This is a genomic window from Streptosporangium longisporum, from assembly GCF_039534895.1.
Lineage (GTDB): Bacteria > Actinomycetota > Actinomycetes > Streptosporangiales > Streptosporangiaceae > Streptosporangium > Streptosporangium longisporum.
In genome coordinates this window covers 123,279-140,234 of sequence record NZ_BAAAWD010000032.1, presented here as the reverse complement: position 1 = coordinate 140,234, position 16,956 = coordinate 123,279, and the positions used below count along the sequence as shown (strand labels likewise).

Annotated in this window: 8 protein-coding genes and 1 pseudogene; all 9 read right to left on the bottom strand. The window is 75.8% G+C overall.

Annotated elements, in window-relative coordinates:
* Nucleotides 1-25: 25 nt before the first annotated feature.
* Nucleotides 26-1,423 carry an MFS transporter gene (locus ABD832_RS41400; RefSeq protein ID WP_344908304.1) on the bottom strand — a complete coding sequence of 466 codons (1,398 nt, stop codon included), beginning with the start codon at nucleotides 1,421-1,423 and terminating at the stop codon, nucleotides 26-28.
* Entirely contained in the window at nucleotides 1,420-5,946 is a 4,527-nt protein-coding gene (locus tag ABD832_RS41395; RefSeq protein WP_344908300.1) for an amino acid adenylation domain-containing protein, read from the bottom strand. Before ABD832_RS41395 ends, ABD832_RS41400 begins: the two co-directional genes overlap by 4 nt.
* A complete protein-coding gene (locus ABD832_RS41390) occupies nucleotides 5,943-6,722 on the bottom strand; it encodes a DUF6875 domain-containing protein (protein WP_344908297.1) in 780 nt (259 codons plus the stop codon). The genes ABD832_RS41395 and ABD832_RS41390 overlap by 4 nt, the downstream gene beginning before the upstream one ends.
* Nucleotides 6,719-8,074, bottom strand: a complete 1,356-nt coding sequence (locus tag ABD832_RS41385) for an FAD-dependent oxidoreductase (protein WP_344908294.1) — start codon at nucleotides 8,072-8,074, stop codon at nucleotides 6,719-6,721. The genes ABD832_RS41390 and ABD832_RS41385 overlap by 4 nt, the downstream gene beginning before the upstream one ends.
* On the bottom strand, nucleotides 8,071-9,729 hold the full coding sequence (locus ABD832_RS41380) for a condensation domain-containing protein (RefSeq protein WP_344908291.1): 1,659 nt from the start codon (nucleotides 9,727-9,729) through the stop codon (nucleotides 8,071-8,073). The genes ABD832_RS41385 and ABD832_RS41380 overlap by 4 nt, the downstream gene beginning before the upstream one ends.
* Nucleotides 9,726-10,694 (bottom strand): DUF6734 family protein, encoded by a 969-nt coding sequence (locus ABD832_RS41375; protein ID WP_344908287.1) that lies wholly within the window; start codon nucleotides 10,692-10,694, stop codon nucleotides 9,726-9,728. Before ABD832_RS41375 ends, ABD832_RS41380 begins: the two co-directional genes overlap by 4 nt.
* A gap of 36 nt (nucleotides 10,695-10,730) precedes the next feature.
* Nucleotides 10,731-11,615 carry a non-ribosomal peptide synthetase gene (locus ABD832_RS41370; protein WP_344908525.1) on the bottom strand — a complete coding sequence of 295 codons (885 nt, stop codon included), beginning with the start codon at nucleotides 11,613-11,615 and terminating at the stop codon, nucleotides 10,731-10,733.
* Between the two features lie 112 nt (nucleotides 11,616-11,727).
* A pseudogene (locus ABD832_RS41365) lies at nucleotides 11,728-13,857 on the bottom strand (AMP-binding protein); the annotation flags it as partial.
* 86 nt (nucleotides 13,858-13,943) lie between these two features.
* The gene (locus ABD832_RS41360; RefSeq protein WP_344908284.1) at nucleotides 13,944-16,883 is read right to left on the bottom strand and encodes an AMP-binding protein; all 2,940 of its coding nucleotides are present in this window, start codon (nucleotides 16,881-16,883) and stop codon (nucleotides 13,944-13,946) included.
* Nucleotides 16,884-16,956 lie beyond the last annotated feature (73 nt).

The following is a 16,956-nucleotide window of genomic DNA, read 5'->3' as shown; positions in this document are numbered from 1 at the left end:
GGGGTGCGGGGGGCGGAGGTCGGGGTCAGGGTGCGGGATCGGGGGCGGTCCGCGCGCGGACCGCCCCGGGCGCCTCGGGCACCTTGGAGGCCCCGGGCACGTCGGGAGCCTCGGGGGCCTCAGGCACCTTGGAGGCCTCGGGCACCTCGGGGGCCTCGTGGTCCAGGCGGCGGAGCCGGGGACGGGCGTAGGTGGTGATCGCCAGGACGACCAGGAGCAGGCCGTCGATCAGGAAGATCAGGGCGGTGCCCCTTCCGGGACCGGTGCCGATCAGCTCCCCGGCGCTTCCGGTCAGCACGCCTCCCGGCATGAGCCACGGGCCGGTGAGGTGTTCGGCCGCGGGCGCGGCGCTGAGGTAGGCGACGGGCATCGCGCACTGCCCCAGGGTGCGGGCGGTGGCCAGCACCCGGCCCAGCGCCTCGTTCTCCGTCCTGGTCTGCAGGACGGTCGTCACGCACCCGTTGACCACCGGCAGGACGAACAGGAACGCCGGGGCGGCCACCGCGATGAGCGCCACCGACGGGGACAGGCCGTGCGCGGCCAGCGCGATCCCCCCGATCCCCATGAATAGGCTCATCCCCGCGATCCTGCGGCGCGGCCCTCCCCAGGCGCCCATGACCAGGCTCCCGGCGAACAGCCCCGCTCCTCCGGCGAAGACGAGCACGCCGAGCGTGGCGGGCCCGGCGAACGACAGGATGAGGGGGCGGACCAGCACCCCCGCCACGGCGAACGCGAGGTTGAACGCGGCCGAGACCACCACCAGCGGGAGCAGCCCGCCCCGGCGCAGGTGACGCAGGCCGAAGAGCAGGTCGGCGCCGAGCGACGGAGCGACCGCGACGCCCTCGGGGCGGGTGACCGCGCGCGGCAGCCGGGTCGCCAGCACCACGGCCGTCGCGACCGCGAACGACAGCAGGTCCAGCAGGAGCACTCCGCGTACCCCCACCACCTCCAGCAGGGTTCCGGCGGCCACCGGCGCCGCGATCTGCAGCCCCCAGGTGGCCTGCATGAGCCCGTTGGCCCGTCCCAGGTGGCGCTCGGGCACCAGCAGCGGCGTCATGGCCTGGTAGACGGTGAGGTGGAAGGTCCCGCAGACCGCGCCGACCGCGGTGGCGAGGTAGACGTGCCACACGGCCAGGCCCTGCGCCTGTACGACGAGCAGCAGCGCGGCCGTCGACAGCGCAGCCCCGCAGTCGCTGAGCACGAGCACCCGCTTCCTGTCGAAGCGGTCGACGATCACCCCGGAGAAGGGCGTGATGAGAAGGCCCGGGAGGGTGGCGCAGAGCATGGTGAGCGCGAACTGCGTCTCCGAGCCCGACTCCTGGTAGACCCAGACGCTGAGCACGAAACCGGTGAGGCTGGAGCCGATCACCGACACCAGTTCTGCGGACCAGATGCCGGCGAACCTGAGCGCGTCGGCCCTCATCGGAGCCCTCCCGGCACGGACGTCCCGGCGGGGGCCGGGGCGGGAGCGGGCAGGAGCGTCGCCTCCGCGGGCGCCCGGGCGCCCTCCGGCGGGTGGATCGTCCCGGACCCGGCGAGGAACGCGAGGTAGCGGCCGATGAGGGCCGGGCCGGGCGGGGGGCACGCGAACGAGCAGTCGAACCGCAGGCGGCGCGGGCCGGGCGGCTCCGGCCCCGGGTCGGAGAGGAACGGCCCCATCGCGAGCGGCTCGCCCGCGGCCGAGCGGCGCAGGATCTCCGCGCGCCAGCGCTCCCAGGGAACCGTCTCCACGTCGTACCCGTGCTCGGCCAGGGCGCCCGCCATCCCCCGGTAGGTGATCCCCGCGGCGTCGGCGTAGTGGAAGTCGCGACCGGCCGTACCGGGGTCCAGCAGCCTCTCCGCGATCGCGGCGGCGAGGTGGTCGACCGGGACGACGTCCTCGGCCACCGGGACGTCCGGCACCATACGGAGCCTGACGAAGGTGGCGAGCAGCCGGTTGAGGTAGTCCCCCGGGTCGCCGCGACCGGTACGGCCGTGGCCGCCGACCCTCGCGGGGCGGTGGATCGTCACGGGCAGGCCGTACTCGCGGGCCCGCCGCGCCAGCGCGTCCGCGACCCACCTGGTCCGGTAGTACGGCGAGTCCAGGCCCGCCGGGTCGTCGGGGGCCTCGTCCTCGGTGACGGGACGTTCCCGTCCCGTCCAGCCCAGGTACACGCCGAGGGTGGAGACGACGTGCAGCGGGGTCGGCCGCCGGTGCGCGGCCAGCCGGACGACCTCGATCGTCCCTCCGACGTTCACCGGGGCGAGCGTCCGGTACGGCAGGACGAGGTTGACGACCCGCGCGGCGTGGCAGATCAGGTCGTTCCCGGAGGCCACGGAGTCGTGGACCTCCGGGGTCAGTCCCAGCCGGGAGGCCGCCAGGTCTCCCGGCAGGCCGATGATCCTGTCCCGGTAGGCGGACCGCCAGAGACCGTGCCCGGCCAGGACGTCGTGGACCCGGCGAACGGCCTCGTCCTCGCCGCCCGCCCGGACCAGGCATGTCACCCGGGCGACACCGCGGTCGAGCAGCGCGGCGAGCAGGTTCGCCCCGAGCAGGCCGGTCGCCCCGGTGAGCAGCACCCGCTCCGGACGCCCCGCCCCGCCGGACGCGGAGCCGGTGACCGGGAGCGCGGCCTCTTCCGTGCCCGGGGCCACGCCGGGGTGCGGCCGCCCCGGGTGCGGAGGAGCGGACGCGTCGCGCACCGTGCCGAGGAGTCCGAGCACGTCGGCGGGGAACACCGCCCGCGCCCTCAGGTCGTCGTCGCCCGGGGCGGGCTCCGGGACGGTCACGCGGGCGGCGAACCCGGCCAGGTCGTCCGTCTCGAAGAGATCGGCGAGGGACGGCTCGGTACCGGTCTCGCGGCGGATCTCCCCGAGCAGCCGGGCGGCCGACATCGAGGAACCGCCGAGGGCGAAGAAGCCGTCGTGGCGTCCCACCCGGGGAACGCCGAGCGTCCGCGCCCACACGGCGGCGATCGCCGTCTCCAGCGGACCGCGCGGCGGGACGTGACCGGACACGCGCCGGGAGACGTCCGGGAGCCTGGCGGTGTCGACCTTCCCGTGCGGCGTGCGCGGGATCGCGTCGAGCGGGACGAGCAGCGCGGGCACCAGGTGCCGGGGCAGCCGCTCGCGCAGGAAGCCCCGCAGCTCCTCCGCATCGACGGTGCCCGGAGCCACGTAGCCGACGAGCCGGTCCCCCTCCGGGGCCGCCGTCACGGCGGCGTCGCGCACCGCCGGGTGCGCCACGACCGCGGACTCGACCTCGGCCGGCTCGATCCGATGGCCGTTGACCTTCAGCTGCCGGTCGGCCCGCCCGAGGAACTCCAGCGTCCCGCCGGGCAGGCGCCTGGCCAGATCACCGGTCCGGTACACGCGGGCCTGCGCGCCTAGGGCGTGCGGGTCGGGCAGGAAACGGGCCGCGGTCTCCCCGGGCCGGGCGACGTAGCCCCGGGCCAGGCAGTCCCCGCCCAGGTGCAGCTCGCCGGGCGTGCCGGTCGGCGCCAGGCCGCCCCGGCGGTCGACGACGTACGCGCGCACGTGCGGCAGCGGCCGTCCGATGGGCAGGTGCTCCCGCCCGGCCGCCTCGGCGCCGTCGCGGGTGCGGTGCACGGTGGCGCACACGGTCGCCTCGGTCGGGCCGTAGTGGTTGAACAGCTCGACCCGCCCGCCGGTGGCCGCGGCCCAGGCGCGGACCGCCCAGAGCGGCACCCGCTCCCCGCCGACCATCATGGTGGTGACCGGCCAGTCGTCCGGCACCGAGCCGGGGGCCAGTTCGGTGGTCCAGCGGCGCCAGAGCGAGGCCGCGGTGTCGACCGCGGTGACCCCGTGCCGCGCGCAGAAGCGCACCAGCTCCGGGCCGTCGAGCAGGGCCGGGTCGGGGTGCAGCACCAGGGCGGCCCCGGAGCACAGGGCGGGGAAGAGGTCTCCCACCGAGGCGTCGAAGGTCAGCGGCGGCAGCATCAGCACCCGGCCTCCGGGCCCGAACCCGTGCACGGCGCGGAACGACCCGGTCAGCCGGGCGAGGGTCCCGTGCGTCACCATCACCCCCTTGGGGAGCCCGGTGGAACCCGACGTGTAGATCACGTACGCGAGGTCCTCCGGTTCCGCGGGAGGGACGGCGACGTCCCCGGTGGCCGCGCCGTCGTCCCCGGCGCCCCGGACGACCTGGGCGTCGCCGACGGCGCCGGTGTCGGCGTCGCGAAGGGCGTCGTCGGGGGCGTCGAGGTTCAGGACGGTGCCGGGGTGACCGGCCAGCGCGTCCGCGTACCGGGCGGAGGTGACGGCGACGACCGCCCCGGCCTCCCGGAGGATCCCGGCGAGCCGGTCCGGCGGGTCGGCCGGGTTGAGCGGCAGGTAGGCGGCCCCCGCCCGCAGGGCGGCGAGCAGGGCGACGACGGCGTCCGGCCCGCCGGGCAGGACGACGGCCACGACCGAGCCCCGTCGCGCCCCGGCCGCGCGCAGCCGCCCGGCCAGCCGCGCGGAGCGGCGCTCCAGTTCGCCGTAGCCGACCGTCCCGGCCTCCGACACCAGGGCCGGAGCGGCCGGGGTCTCGGCCGCGCGCCGGGCGAAGAGCTCGTGAACCGCGGTGAAGTCCCCGGACGGCGGGCCGCCTCCGGGGCCCGCGCCGGCGTCACCCTCGTCGTGCAGCGGGACCTGCCAGACCCGCAGGTCCGGCGTGGTGGTGAAGGCCGTCAGGAAGGCGGTGACGTGACGCAGGAACCGGTCGATCGTGTCCGTGTCGTACAGGTCGGCCGAGTGGTCGGCGTGCAGGTCGATCCGGCCCTCCCCCACGGTCACCACGAGGGTCACGTCGAAGCGGGCGCCCGGGGACGAGACGCTCAGCGGCCACGGCTCGACCGCGAGGCCCGCCGCCCGCCGCCCGGACCGGCCCGCGGACTCCATCACCAGCAGCGTCTGGAACACCGGGTTCCTGCTCAGGTCGCGGGGCGCCCCGGCCAGTTCGACGATCTCCTCGAACGGGATCGCCTGGTGGCTCAGCCCCCGGATGACCGAGCCGCGCACGGCGCGCAGCAGCTCGTCCAGGGTGGGGTCGGCCCGCAGGTCCGTCCGGACCGGGACGAGGTTGACGTAGAAGCCGACCGAGCCCTCCAGGTCGGGCAGGCCGTCGGAGAACCGGTCGACCAGGGCGGTCCCGACGACCACGTCCTCCTCGTCGGAGTACCTGGCGACGGCCGCGGTCATCGCGGCCATCGCCAGGACGAACAGGGTGGTGCGCCTGGTCCTGGCGAGGGCGTGCAGCTCGGGCACCAGGTCCGCGGGCAGGCCCAGGGAGCGCCGGGCCCCGTCGCGTACGGGCTCGCGCGGCCGGGGCCGGTCCTGCGGCAGGGTGCTGAGGGCCGGGGCGCCGGACAGGTGCTCGCGCCAGTGGGCACGCCCGGCCTCGCGGGCCCGCCCGTCCTGCCCGGCGAGCCAGGCGGCGTAGTCGGGGAACTGGGCGAAGACGCCCGGCGGGGGCTCCGCCCCCTCGGTGAGGGCCCGGTAGCAGGCCCACAGGTCGTCCTCCAGGATGCCGATGGAGGGCCCGTCGCACATGATGTGGTGCAGGCACCACACCAGGACGTGCTCCCCGGGGGCGATCCGGATGAGCACGGCCCGGTGCAGCGGGCCGCCGTCGAACGCGAACCCCCGCGCGAGCAGGCCTTCCGCCAGGGCGCGCGCCTCCGGCTCGCCGGGCAGGATCACCACGTTCAGCTCGGGCCCGTCCTCGCGCACCACCTGGGCGGGTCCCTCGACGACGGCCAGGCGCAGCGCCTCATGGCGGCGTACCACGGCGGTGAACGCCGCCCGCAGCGCGTTCACGTCGAGCGGCCCGGTGACGCGCTGGGAGGTCCAGCACACGTAGGACGTCCCGGCGTCCTGTCCGGCCCGGTCGAGGAACCACAGGCGGGCCTGCGCCGGGGTGAGCGGGACGGGCGCCGCGGGGTCGCGGCGCGCGATGGGCGTCATTCCGCTCCCTCCAGGACGGTCTCCAGGGCGGTGCCGGTCGCGGCGTCGCGGACGGCGCCGGTCACGGTGGCGGTCACGGCCCCGGCCACGGCGCCCGTCACCGCGTCGGTCACGGTGGCCTCCATGCTCCCGGCCTCGGTGACCGTCTCCCGCAGGTGGACGGGGATCCGGCCGCCGAAGCGGGCCAGGTAGGCATCGCGGTGGGCCGGGTCCAGGTGCAGGAACGGCAGGTCCGTGGCGACCATGTGGCGGATCGCGAGCAGCGGCACGGGCCCGGACAGCGGGCGCAGCAGCGGGTTCCACAGGCCGGGCTTGTCGGGCGGGCCGTCGTGGAACTCCCCGATCATCAGCCCCTCCTCGACGAAGCGGTCCTTCAGCGCCTCCTGCGCGGCGTCGACGAGCGCCACCCGGCCGGCGAGGCCGGGCAGCAGGATCAGGATCGTGGTGAACACGGCGTCGGGACCGCCCCGCGGGGCGAGCCCGGTGAACCAGGCCCGGTACGGCTCCACCAGGGCGACGACGTCCTCCACGGTGCGCGGATCCGTCCCGGGCACCGCGAGGTAGAACCTGCCCCTGCTCAGCGAGCCCTGGGCGTAGGGGCAGACCGGGCCGTTGCGGCCCAGGTCGGGGTGCGGACGGCACAGGTAGGTCCCGGCCCAGCCGATCACGGCCCGCAGCGCGTCCCGGTGCGCGCGCGCCTCGGGCGGCGGGTGCGGAAGGTCGAGGTCGGCCACCTCGATCAGGTGGAGCGAGGGGTCGTCGGGGTGCACGATCACGGGGAGGTCCTCCGAGCAGAGGTGAGCTTCACGGCCGCGAGGGCGACGCCGGCCGCCAGGGCCGCACCCGACCAGCGCAGTACGCGGTCCTGGTGGCGGGCCCGGCGCAGCGCCTCGCCGTACGGCATGTCGGTGTGCGAGACCATCGTGTAGAGCGGCCGCCACAGGGTGGGGAAGATGCGGTTCAGGGCCAGGTCGGCCTGTCTGCGGGCCAGCCGCAGCGGGGAGCGGGTGCCGTCGCGCAGGTCGGCGAAGTTGCGTTCGGACAGGTCGGCCAGGATGTCGGTGTGCGGCCTGCGCAGCCGCTGGTACGCGCCGAACGCCGCCGCCCGGTCGCCGGGGTGGCGGGCCAGGCAGTCGTCGAGCACCAGGCAGTCCTCCAGCGCCGCGTTCATGCCCTGGCCGTAGAAGGGGTAGACCGCGTGGGCGGCGTCGCCCACCAGGACCACCCGGCCGGCGTGCCGCCATCGCGAGGTGCGGATGGTGACCAGGGTGCCGACCGGGCCGGCGGCGTACTGGGCCGCCAGGTCGGGCACGAGGTCCGCGAAGCCGGGGAAGACCCGGCCGAGGAAGCGGACGGCGTCGCGGCCGCCGGTCAGGTCGTCGAAGCCCGGCGCACCGGGGACGCCGGTGCGGGGCAGGAAGAGCGTGGCGGTGAGCGAGGCGTCCACGTTGGGGTGGGCGACGATCAGGGCACCGTCCCCCGGCCAGACGTGCAGCGCCTCCAGCGGGACGCGGGGACCGCCACCGGGGGCGGCGGGGATCGTCAGCTCCTTGTACCCCCATTCCAGGAAGTCCTGGCGGTGGTCGGTGGGGAGCCCCCGCTGCATGGCGGCGCGTACCGCGGAGAACGCGCCGTCCGCGCCCACCACGAAGTCGGCGCGGACGCCGCGCGCCTGTCCGGTGACCGTGTCGGCCAGCGTCAGGCCGGCGTTCTCGCGGTCGAGTCCGGTGCAGCGGACGCCGAAGACGTGCCTGACGCCCTCGTGCGCCGCGGCGCGCTCGACCAGGAGGGTGGTCAGCTCGTCCCGGTCGACGGAGTAGAGGATCTGCGCCGGGTCGGTGCCGTACGCCTGGAAGACGGCCGACCCGTCCGGGCGGTGGACGACGCGTCCCCGCATCGGGACCAGCCGGTCGCGCAGCGTCTCCCACAGGCCGACCCGCCGCAGGGCGCGGATGCCGCGGGCCGACAGGCCCAGGTTGATCGAGCGCCCCTCGCCGTCGCCCTTGCCGTCGCGCGGGTCGGGACGCAGGTCGTAGACGTCGACCCGGTGACCGCGGCGGGCGAGGAGGATCGCGAGCAGCGACCCCGCGGGTCCCGCCCCGACGATCGCGGCCCGTCCGGCCGTCATGAGCTCTCCTCCCCCGGCGCCGTGCCGGAATCCCCGGCGACGGCGGAACGCTCCACCGCCGCCGGGCACTCCGCCGTGCCGGAACGCGGTGACGTGCCCAGCCCCGGCAGCGGCTCGTCCGGGTGCTCGACCGCGAGGCGGGCGTAGCGCTGGAACGCCTCGGCGAGCTCGGCGGCCGTGGCGGGGTCGTAGCCGTAGTGGTTGTAGACCACGGCCGCGAGCATGGAGCCGTCCCGCTGCTCCTCGACGATCAGCTCGGGGGCGCTGAGGTCGAGCTCGCCCGGGTTCGCGGCCCATTCGAGCCCCTCCTGCTCGCGCGGGAAGGGGAACGCCTCCGACAGCAGGCCGGGGAAGTGCGGGGCACCGAAGCTCTCGTAGTGGATCCGCGAGGGGAACGGCACCCGCATCCGGGTCTCCAGGTAGGAGTGGAACTGGTGCGCGACCGCCCCGACCGAGACCTCCCTGACCCGCTCGACCAGCTCGGTGTAGGCGGGCTCGCCCGAGGCGTCGAGGCGCAGGACGAGCGACTGCACCAGGCAGCCGATCAGCGCCTCGTGCTCGGGGGCGGTACGGCCGGGCACGGGGGACATCACCACCAGGTCCGTCAGGCCGGTCCACTGCCGCAGCAACCAGGTCCAGCAGGCGGCCACCGCCATGAACGTGGTCGCGCCGCGGCTCTGAGCGGTCTCACGCAGCCGCCGGGCGAGATCGGCGTCGATCTCGAAGGCGTGCCTGCGCCGGGAGAACAGGGTGGTGTCCCGCCGTCCGGGAAAGGGCGTCAGGTCGCGCGGCGCGCCGTCCAGCACCCGGTCCCAGTACGGCCGGTTGACCGGCCACCGCGCGCGGGCGGCGTCGCAGTAGGCGGCGTAGGTCGTCGGCAGCGGGCGCAGCCGGACGGGGTGCCCGGTGCGCAGCGCCGAGTAGGCGATGCCCAGCTCGCGAAGGAGGACGCCGAGCGAGAAGCCGTCGAAGGCGAAGTGGTGCACGGCCAGGGCCAGCACGTGGTCGTCCTCGTCCAGGCGTACCACCAGGGCCCGCACCAGCGGGCCGCGCAGCACACTGTCGAGGCGCATCCGCTCGTGCCACACGATGCGTTCGGCGTCGCGCTCGCGTTCCTCGAGGGTGTCGCCACGGGCCTCGGCCTCGTCGACCTCGGGGGGCAGCTCGTCCGCGACCATGACCTGACCGGAGGCGGTGACGACGGTGCGCAGCGGGTCGTGCCGGGCGATCACCGTCTCCAGCGCCCGGGTCAGGAGGGGGACGTCGAGGGCGTCCCGGATGCGGACGGCGGTGGCGCAGGAGCCGATGTCGCGGACGGGGTCGCCGGAGAACATCCACTCCAGGAACTCCTCCTGCTGCGTGCTGAGTGCCGCTCCCCCGCCCCCCGCCCCGCCCGCCGCGGCGGCGGGCGGCGGGGCGGCCGGGCGGCGGGCGCCGTCGATCCACCGGGCCTGGCCCGCCAGCTCGGGCCGGTCGAAGGCCAGCGCCGGGGTGGCGGGCACGCCCAGCCGTTCACCGATCAGGGAGGCGAGCTGGGCCGCCCTGAAGGAGTCCCCGCCCAGTTCGAAGAAGTTGTCGCCGGGGGCGACCTCGGGGACGCGGAGCACCTGACGCCACAGGGCGCCCAGCTCCGTCTCGGTGCTCTGCGCGGTCACGCGGTCTTCCAATCCAGGACGCTGGGGCCGTGCGCGGCGAGGTCGCGGCGTACGGCGTGGACGAGGTCGGCGCACCCGGCGAGGGCGGGCACCGACGGCAGCAGGTCGGCGGCGCCGGGATGGTTCCAGAGCAGGTCCTCCAGCAGGTACCGCCAGTAGGCCGGGCGCAGCTCGGGGAACTGGCGCAGCAGGCGCTTCTGGTTCCAGGTGTGGTGGAAGCGCCCGGCGTGGGAGGGCCCGTCCCACTCCTCGGTCTCCACGACCCAGAAGCGGTCGGTGAGCGGGCGCAGGTCCACGCCGAGGGAGCGGGCGACCGCGGGGGCCAGTCGCTGCTCGGCGAAGGTCTGGCGGACGATCGGCTCGGCGGCCGACGGCCCGGCGTTCCCCGTCATGAAGGCCATGGCCGCCTCCGCGTACTCGGCGCGGTGCCGGTCGTCGAGGAAGACGGACAGGGCCATGTTGGCCGCGGGGGTGTCGAAGAGCCAGCGTGACAGCTCCAGGCCGGCGGGCCGGGGGACCTCCTCGGGCGGCGGGTAGACGGCGTTGCCCACCGACTCCCAGTGCGCGAACACGAACCCGCCCCGTCCCAGGTGGCCGACGGGTGCGCGCAGGTAGAGGTCGGTGTCGACGACGGCGAACGGGGCGGCGTACAGGCGGGCCGTGTAGATCTTGCCCGCCGCGAAGTACAGCAGCGGGTCCACGTCCATGGCGTCCAGGTCGTCGAGGCGGGTGTCGACGCGGTCGTAGAGCACGTCCAGGCCCTGCGCCGCGGTGTAGGAGGCGCCCAGCTCGTCGGTCACCAGTGCGACACCGCCGTGAAAGGCCCGCCAGGCGTACGCGCTGTGCACGCAGGTGAGGATCTCCTCGACCGGCATCGTGTACGGGCCGTTCTCCAGGGCCCGGTCACGGTGGCGGCGCAGGCCCGCCCGGTAGGGGCCGGTCCAGTTGACGTGCAGCCCGGGCACGGCCGGAGGCGATGGGAGTGAGGGGAGGGTCATGGGTCAGCGCTCCCCGGTGAGACGTTCGACGGCGGAGGCGATCGCGGCGATCGTGGGCTCGTCGTAGTAGACGTGCAGCGGCAGGTCGGCGCCCAGCCGCAGCCGGACCCTGGAGGCGATCTGGGTGATCGTCAGCGAGTGGCCGCCCAGCTCGAACAGGTCCTCGTCGAGGCCGACGACCTCGACGCCGAGCACCTCCCGCCAGATCTCGTGCAGCTCCGCGGCCACCCCGGTCAGGACGGCGGGCGCGGTCGTGCCGGGCGCGGTGGCGCGGGCCCCGGGCGCGGGCAGGGCGGCCCGGTCGAGCTTGCCGTTGGCGGTCATCGGCAGCGCGGGCAACGCGACGACGTCGGCGGGGATCATGTACGAGGGCAGGGTGGCGGCGCAGTGCTCGCGCAGGCCGGCGGGTACCGTCGCGCACTCCAGGTAGGCGACCAGGCGCCGCTCCCCCTTGTCGTCCTCCCTGGCGACGACGGCCGCGCGGGCCACGCCGGGGTGCTCCAGCAGCCGGGACTCGATCTCGCCCGGTTCGATGCGGTGGCCGCGGAGCTTGATCTGGTCGTCCAGGCGGCCGATGAACTCGACGAGCCCGTCGGAGCGCCTGCGGACGCGGTCGCCCGTCCGGTAGAGGCGGCCGGGCCCGAACGGGTCGGCGGGGAAGCGTTCCCCGGTCAGCTCGGGCAGGCCGAGGTAGCCGTCGGCGACGCCGTCCCCGGCGATGCAGAGCTCTCCGGGCACGCCCACCGGGAGCAGCCGCAGCCGCTCGTCCAGCACGTGGACCCGGGTGTTGGCCAGCGGCGCGCCGATGGGCACGGTGGTGACGGGCTCGGCGACGAAGGCACTGGTGGACCAGATCGTCGTCTCGGTGGGCCCGTAGACGTTGAACAGCCTGCCGGTCGCGCCGAGGATCTCCCGGGCCAGCGGGGCGGGGCAGGGCCTCGCCTCCGGCCAGGGCGGTCGCGCCGGGCAGGCCGAGCCCGGCGTCCAGCAGCATTCGCCAGCCCGACGGGGTCGCCTGCACGTGGGTGACCCCGCTTCCCGCGGCCAGCCGTACGAGCTCGCGCCCGTCGGCGAGCGCCCCGTCCGGGGCGAGCACGACCCGTCCCCCGGTGACCAGCGGCAGGTAGAGCTCCAGTGCCGAGATGTCGAACGAGAGCGAGGTGAGCGCGAGCCAGCGGTCGCCGGGAGCCGAGCCGAGCAGGTCGCGCATGGCCAGCAGCAGGTTGGTCAGTGCCCGGTGCGGGATCCGCACCCCCTTGGGCCGTCCGGTGGAGCCCGAGGTGTGCAGCACGTACGCCGGGTCACCCGGCTCGGGCCACGGCGGCGGAGCCACGGCCGCGGCGGGGACGGCGGGCCGGGAACCCTGCCCGGTGGGATCGGCCGGGTCCGTGGGATCGGCCAGGTCGGCCGGGTCCGTGGGATCCGTCAGGTCGACCAGGTCGGTCAGGTCCGTGGGGTCGGTCAGGTCGGTCAGGTCGAGGGTGCGGACGCCGGCCCCGGCGAGGTCGTCCCGGCGTTCCGGGCCGGTCAGGAGCAGTCCGGCGCCGGAGTCCTCCAGGATCAGGCGCAGGCGCTCGATCGGATGGTCCGGGTCGAGGGGCAGGTAGGCGCCCCCGGCCCGGGAGACGGCGAGCAGGGTCACCAGGGTGGGCAGGGAGCGTCCCGCGCAGACCGCGACGAGCGTGCCCCGCCGCACCCCCAGCGCCCGCAGCCGCGACGCGAGCCCGTCCACGGCCCCGGCCAGCTCGGCGTAGCTCATCGTCCGCGCGCCGCAGACCGCCGCGACCGCCTCGGGGGTACGGGCGGCCTGCTCGGCGAGGAGCTCGGGCAGGGTCGCGGACGGGTAGGCGACGGCGGTGTCGTTCCACTCCGACAGCAGGCGCCGGGTCTCCTCCTCGCCGAGCAGCGGCAGCTCGGCGATCGGCAGGTCCGGGTCGGCGGCCACCGCGGCGAGCAGGGTGCGCCAGTGCTCCGCGACGCGCTCGGCGTCGTCGCCCGTCATCAGGCGCGGGTTGTACTGCAGGACGACGCCGAACCGGTCGGGCCCGTCCACGATGTGCGCGCGCATGGCGCCGCGGACGGTGTGGTTGAACAGCACCCACTCCACGTGGGCGCCGACGCCGTGGAACTCGGGCGCGGCCTCACGTCTGCGGTAACCGAGGGAGATCGGCGCGAGCGAGACGCCCGGCCGTACGCCGCTGACGGCGCGCGACAGCGGCACCTCCCGGACCCGGAAGAGGCCGCGCAGGTCGGAGCGGAGGCCGTAGGCGAAACGCTGGTCGCCCACGAAGCGCCGGAAGCCCCACTCCGGCCGGAGCCGGGCGGTGACGGGCAGCTCGTTGACGAACGCGCCGATCTGGTCGCGGGTCTCCGGCGAGCGGGTGCCCAGGTCGACGGCGACCGTCGGCTCGGCGTTGCCGTACCGGTACAGGAGGGCGTGCAGCGAGGCGAGGACGATCTCGAACCTGCTCGCCCCGATCTCCTCCGACAGCCGGGCCAGCGCCTCGCGCTCCGGAGCGGGCAGGTCGAACCGCACCGCCGCCCCCCGGTCCACCGCGGGCACCTCCCCGGTCAGGCCGGGCAGGACGACCTGGGCCGCCTCCCGCCGGCGCGGTCCCCAGAACTCGCGGGCGAAGGACAGGCTCGCCGCGACCCTGGCCTCGGCGCGGGCGGCGAGCTCGCGGGGATCGTCGCCGTAGGCTTCCGGCAGGCCGGCGGGGGCACCGGTGACCTCGGCCCGGTAGAGCGCGGCCAGGTCCCGCAGGAACACCGACGTCGACTCGCCGTCGAAGACGAGGTGGTGGACCACGACCAGCAGCGTCGCCCTGCGCGGGCCCTCCACGTACAGGGTGCCGCGCAGCAGCGGCCCGCGCGTCAGGTCGAAGGGGTGCAGGATCTCCTCGGTGACCGGTCCGCCGGGCCGGTCGGCGCCGGTCTCGACGACGCGCAGCCCGGGCGGTTCCGCGGCGGGCGTCAGGTACGGCACGCCCTGGCGTTCGGAGACCGCGCGGGTCAGCGCCGGGTGCCGCGCGACGAGCGCCCGCCAGGCCGCGGCCAGTGCCGTGACGTCGAGGGGACCGTCGAAGGAGACGGAGAACGGCATCGTGTAGACGGTCTCGGTGCCGCCCATCCGTTCGTTGAACCAGATGCCCTGCTGGGCGAGTGAGGCGGGGACGGGGACGGAGCCGATCAGGGAATCGGTCTCGGACGTCATGATCACTTCCGATCGGAGACGGGATCCGGGAGGGAAAGGCCGGGTGGTGCCGGAACGGACGGGTCGCACATCGGGGAGGGGCCCCGGGAGGAGGCGCTCAGGAGACGGACGGGTCGCACAGGCGCCGGAACTCCCGGGCGAGGCGTTCGGCGTCCGGGCCCGAGCAGACGCCGGACACGGACCCGTCCTGCTGCTCGGTGAGGGTGAGGGACGGCACGCCGTCGGCGGGCGGCACGGCGGGAGGCGCCCACGGCTCGGACCTCAGGCCCGGCAGGTACGGTCCCGGCGCGAGCCCCTCGAAGAGGAAACGGGCGTCGTACGACCCGGGCGGGCCGGGGGGTCCACCGGTCTCGCGCGTACCGGACGTATCGGATGGGCGGATCGGGACGTCCAGTGCGAGCGGCCCGACGAGGAGGGCGTGGGCGGGGTCGTCCCGCCCGGGTTCGCGGACGAGCACCACGGGATCGGGTACTTTCCGCACCCGGGACACCGCGGCCCGCCCAGCGGGCGAGCGCCGTCGTGCCGGCCGTGGTCCGTCCGGCGCGCGCCGCCTGCCGCATCCTGCCGGCCGTCTCCGGTTCCAGCCGGAACGCGTGCACCTCACCGGCACCCTCCGGACGGCCCGTCCCGGCCGGATCGAGCGGCCCTGCAGGATCGAGCGGCCCTGCAGGATCGGGCGGGCCGGGCGGGCCGAGCGGGCCGGGTGGGCCGGGTGGGCCGTCCTGGCCGGTGGATCGCGAGCGGCGTCCGGCCGCCCAGTCGGCGTAGGAGGCACGGGGAGCACGGGAGTCGTCGGCGGGGGGCACCTCGGCGGACGGCCCGCCGGAGAGCGCGGCGGCGTAGGCGGTCCCGAGCTCGTACAGGACGGTCTCCAGCGACCAGGCGTCGCAGACCAGCTCCGAGGCGCAGAGCACCAGCAGGCGGCCGTCCGGGGACGGGCCGGTGAGGATCGTCCGCCAGAGCGGCCCGCGCTCCACGTCGAAGGGCCTGACCGACTCCTCCTCCACCCGCTCCGGGACGCCGTCGCCGAGGACCGCGTCCGCGGCGGGGAACACGACCAGCTCGGGGTCGGCGCCGGGGACGACCTCGGCGGTACGGACCCCGTCGTGGCGGGGGAACGTCAGCCGCAGCGCGTCGTGGGCGGCGGCGACCTCCCGCAGGGCCCGTCTGAGCAGGCCGGGGTCCACCTCCTCGGTCACCCGTACGGCCACCCGGACCGTCTCGCCGGAGGCGAGCGGGCCGGACAGGCACCGCTCCTGCCCGGAAGTCAGGGGCACGGCGCGGCCCCGGGCGGCGAAGAGGGCACGCACCCCGGACTTGACGATCTTGCCGATGTCGTTGCGCGGGAAGGAGTCCACCAGCAGGATCCGGGTGGGCAGCTCGTGCCGGGCCAGCCGTCCGGACAGGAAGTCGCGCAGCTCGTCCACGGCCACCGGGTACGCCGGGCGCACCGCGGCGGCGGGCATCGAGCCCATCACCGGGTGGGGCACCCCGACGACCGCGGCCTCGGCCACGGCGGGGTGCTCGTGCAGGGCGGCCTCGATCTGGACGGTGGACACCTTCAGGGCGCCCGACTTGATGACGTCGCTCTCCCGGTCGGACAGGTGCAGGTAGCCGTCGTCGTCGAGGTGGCCGACGTCGCCCATCCGGACCCAGCCGTCGCGGAAGACCAGCGCGCTGCCCTCGGGGTCGCCCACGTAGGTGCGCGCCGGGGCCGGGGAGCGGAGCCAGACCTCGCCCGTCTCCCCCGGCGGCAGGATCCGCCCGTCCTCCCCGAGGATCCGCAGGTCACCGGGGTCGGTGGGACGGCCGAGCGAGGTGGGCCTGGCCGGATCGACGATCATGGTCGTCTGCGCGGGCACCGCCTCGGTGGAGGTGTAGTGGTTGACCAGCGTCGCACCGGGAAACGCCGCGGCCAGGTCCTGGGCGACGGCCGGGGGCAGCGCCGCGGCAGAGGAGCCCAGCAGCAGCACGCCGGACAGGTCGTGCCTGCGGTGCGCGCCGGAGCCGAGCAGCTCGATCGCCATGGACGGCACCAGGAAGACCGTGCCCACCCGGTGCGCCTCGATGAGCCTGCAGAACTCCTCGGGCTCGAACACGTCGAGGGTGAGCGCCGCCGGGTGCGCGGTCAGGCCGTCCATCAGCATCATCTGCGCGGCGTTCGTCCCGATGGGGAAGGCGTGCAGGAAGCGTTCGGAGTGGGTGTAGGCCCGGCGCCGCGGGCGGAGCGGGCGACCGTGGGTCAGGTTGGCGTGGGTGGCGCCGACGCCCTTGGGGGTCCCGGTGGTGCCGGAGGTGTAGACGATCTGGGCGAGGTCTCCCGGGCCGGCCGGGACGTCGACCGGCGAACCGTCGCCGGTGTCGGGCACCGTCGACCACCAGCGCCCGGCGCCCGGCCCGCGCGACGACTCTCGCGGGGACTCCCGCGGGGACTCCCGCGGGGACTCCCGCGGGGACTCGGACGGGCCGTGGAGCACGCCCGCGGCGCCGCAGTGGTCCAGGGTGTCGAGGATCTCGCGGTCGCTGAGCCTGACCGAGAGCGGCACCGCCACGCCGCCCGCCTTGAGCACCGCGCAGAAGGCGACGGCGAACGCCGCCCAGTCCCGCCCGCCGAACAGCAGGCCGACGCGGTCGCGGGGCCGCAGTCCCCGGGCGATCAGGCCGCGGGCGGCGGCGTTGGACCACCGTTCCCAGCGGCCGAAGGTCAGGTCCTCCGATCCGAGAGGGTCGGCACCGGCGAGGGCGGGCCGGTCGGGGTCGTCCTGCGCCCGCGCGGCGAGCAGCAGGGGAACGGTGAGCTGGGCGGTGGGCTGGGCGATGAGCGGGGCGGTGGACGGGGCGGTCGGCGAGACGGCGAGCGGAGCGGTGGACGAGACGGCGGGTGGGGCAATGAGCGGGGCGGTCGGCGAGACGGCGGGTGGGGCGGGATCGGGCACACTCATGCGGGCCTCCTGGGCGGGCACGCGAGGTAGGCGGATCGAGCGAGGGGGGCGGGCCCGGATCGGTGACGACCCG

Excerpts from the sequence above, each read along its gene's own strand:
- ABD832_RS41400 (WP_344908304.1), bottom strand. The coding sequence starts at position 1,423 with ATGAGGGCCGACGCGCTCAGGTTCGCCGGCATCTGGTCCGCAGAACTG.
- ABD832_RS41395 (WP_344908300.1), bottom strand. The coding sequence starts at position 5,946 with ATGACGCCCATCGCGCGCCGCGACCCCGCGGCGCCCGTCCCGCTCACC.
- ABD832_RS41385 (WP_344908294.1), bottom strand. The coding sequence starts at position 8,074 with ATGACGGCCGGACGGGCCGCGATCGTCGGGGCGGGACCCGCGGGGTCG.
- ABD832_RS41360 (WP_344908284.1), bottom strand. The coding sequence starts at position 16,883 with ATGAGTGTGCCCGATCCCGCCCCACCCGCCGTCTCGCCGACCGCCCCG.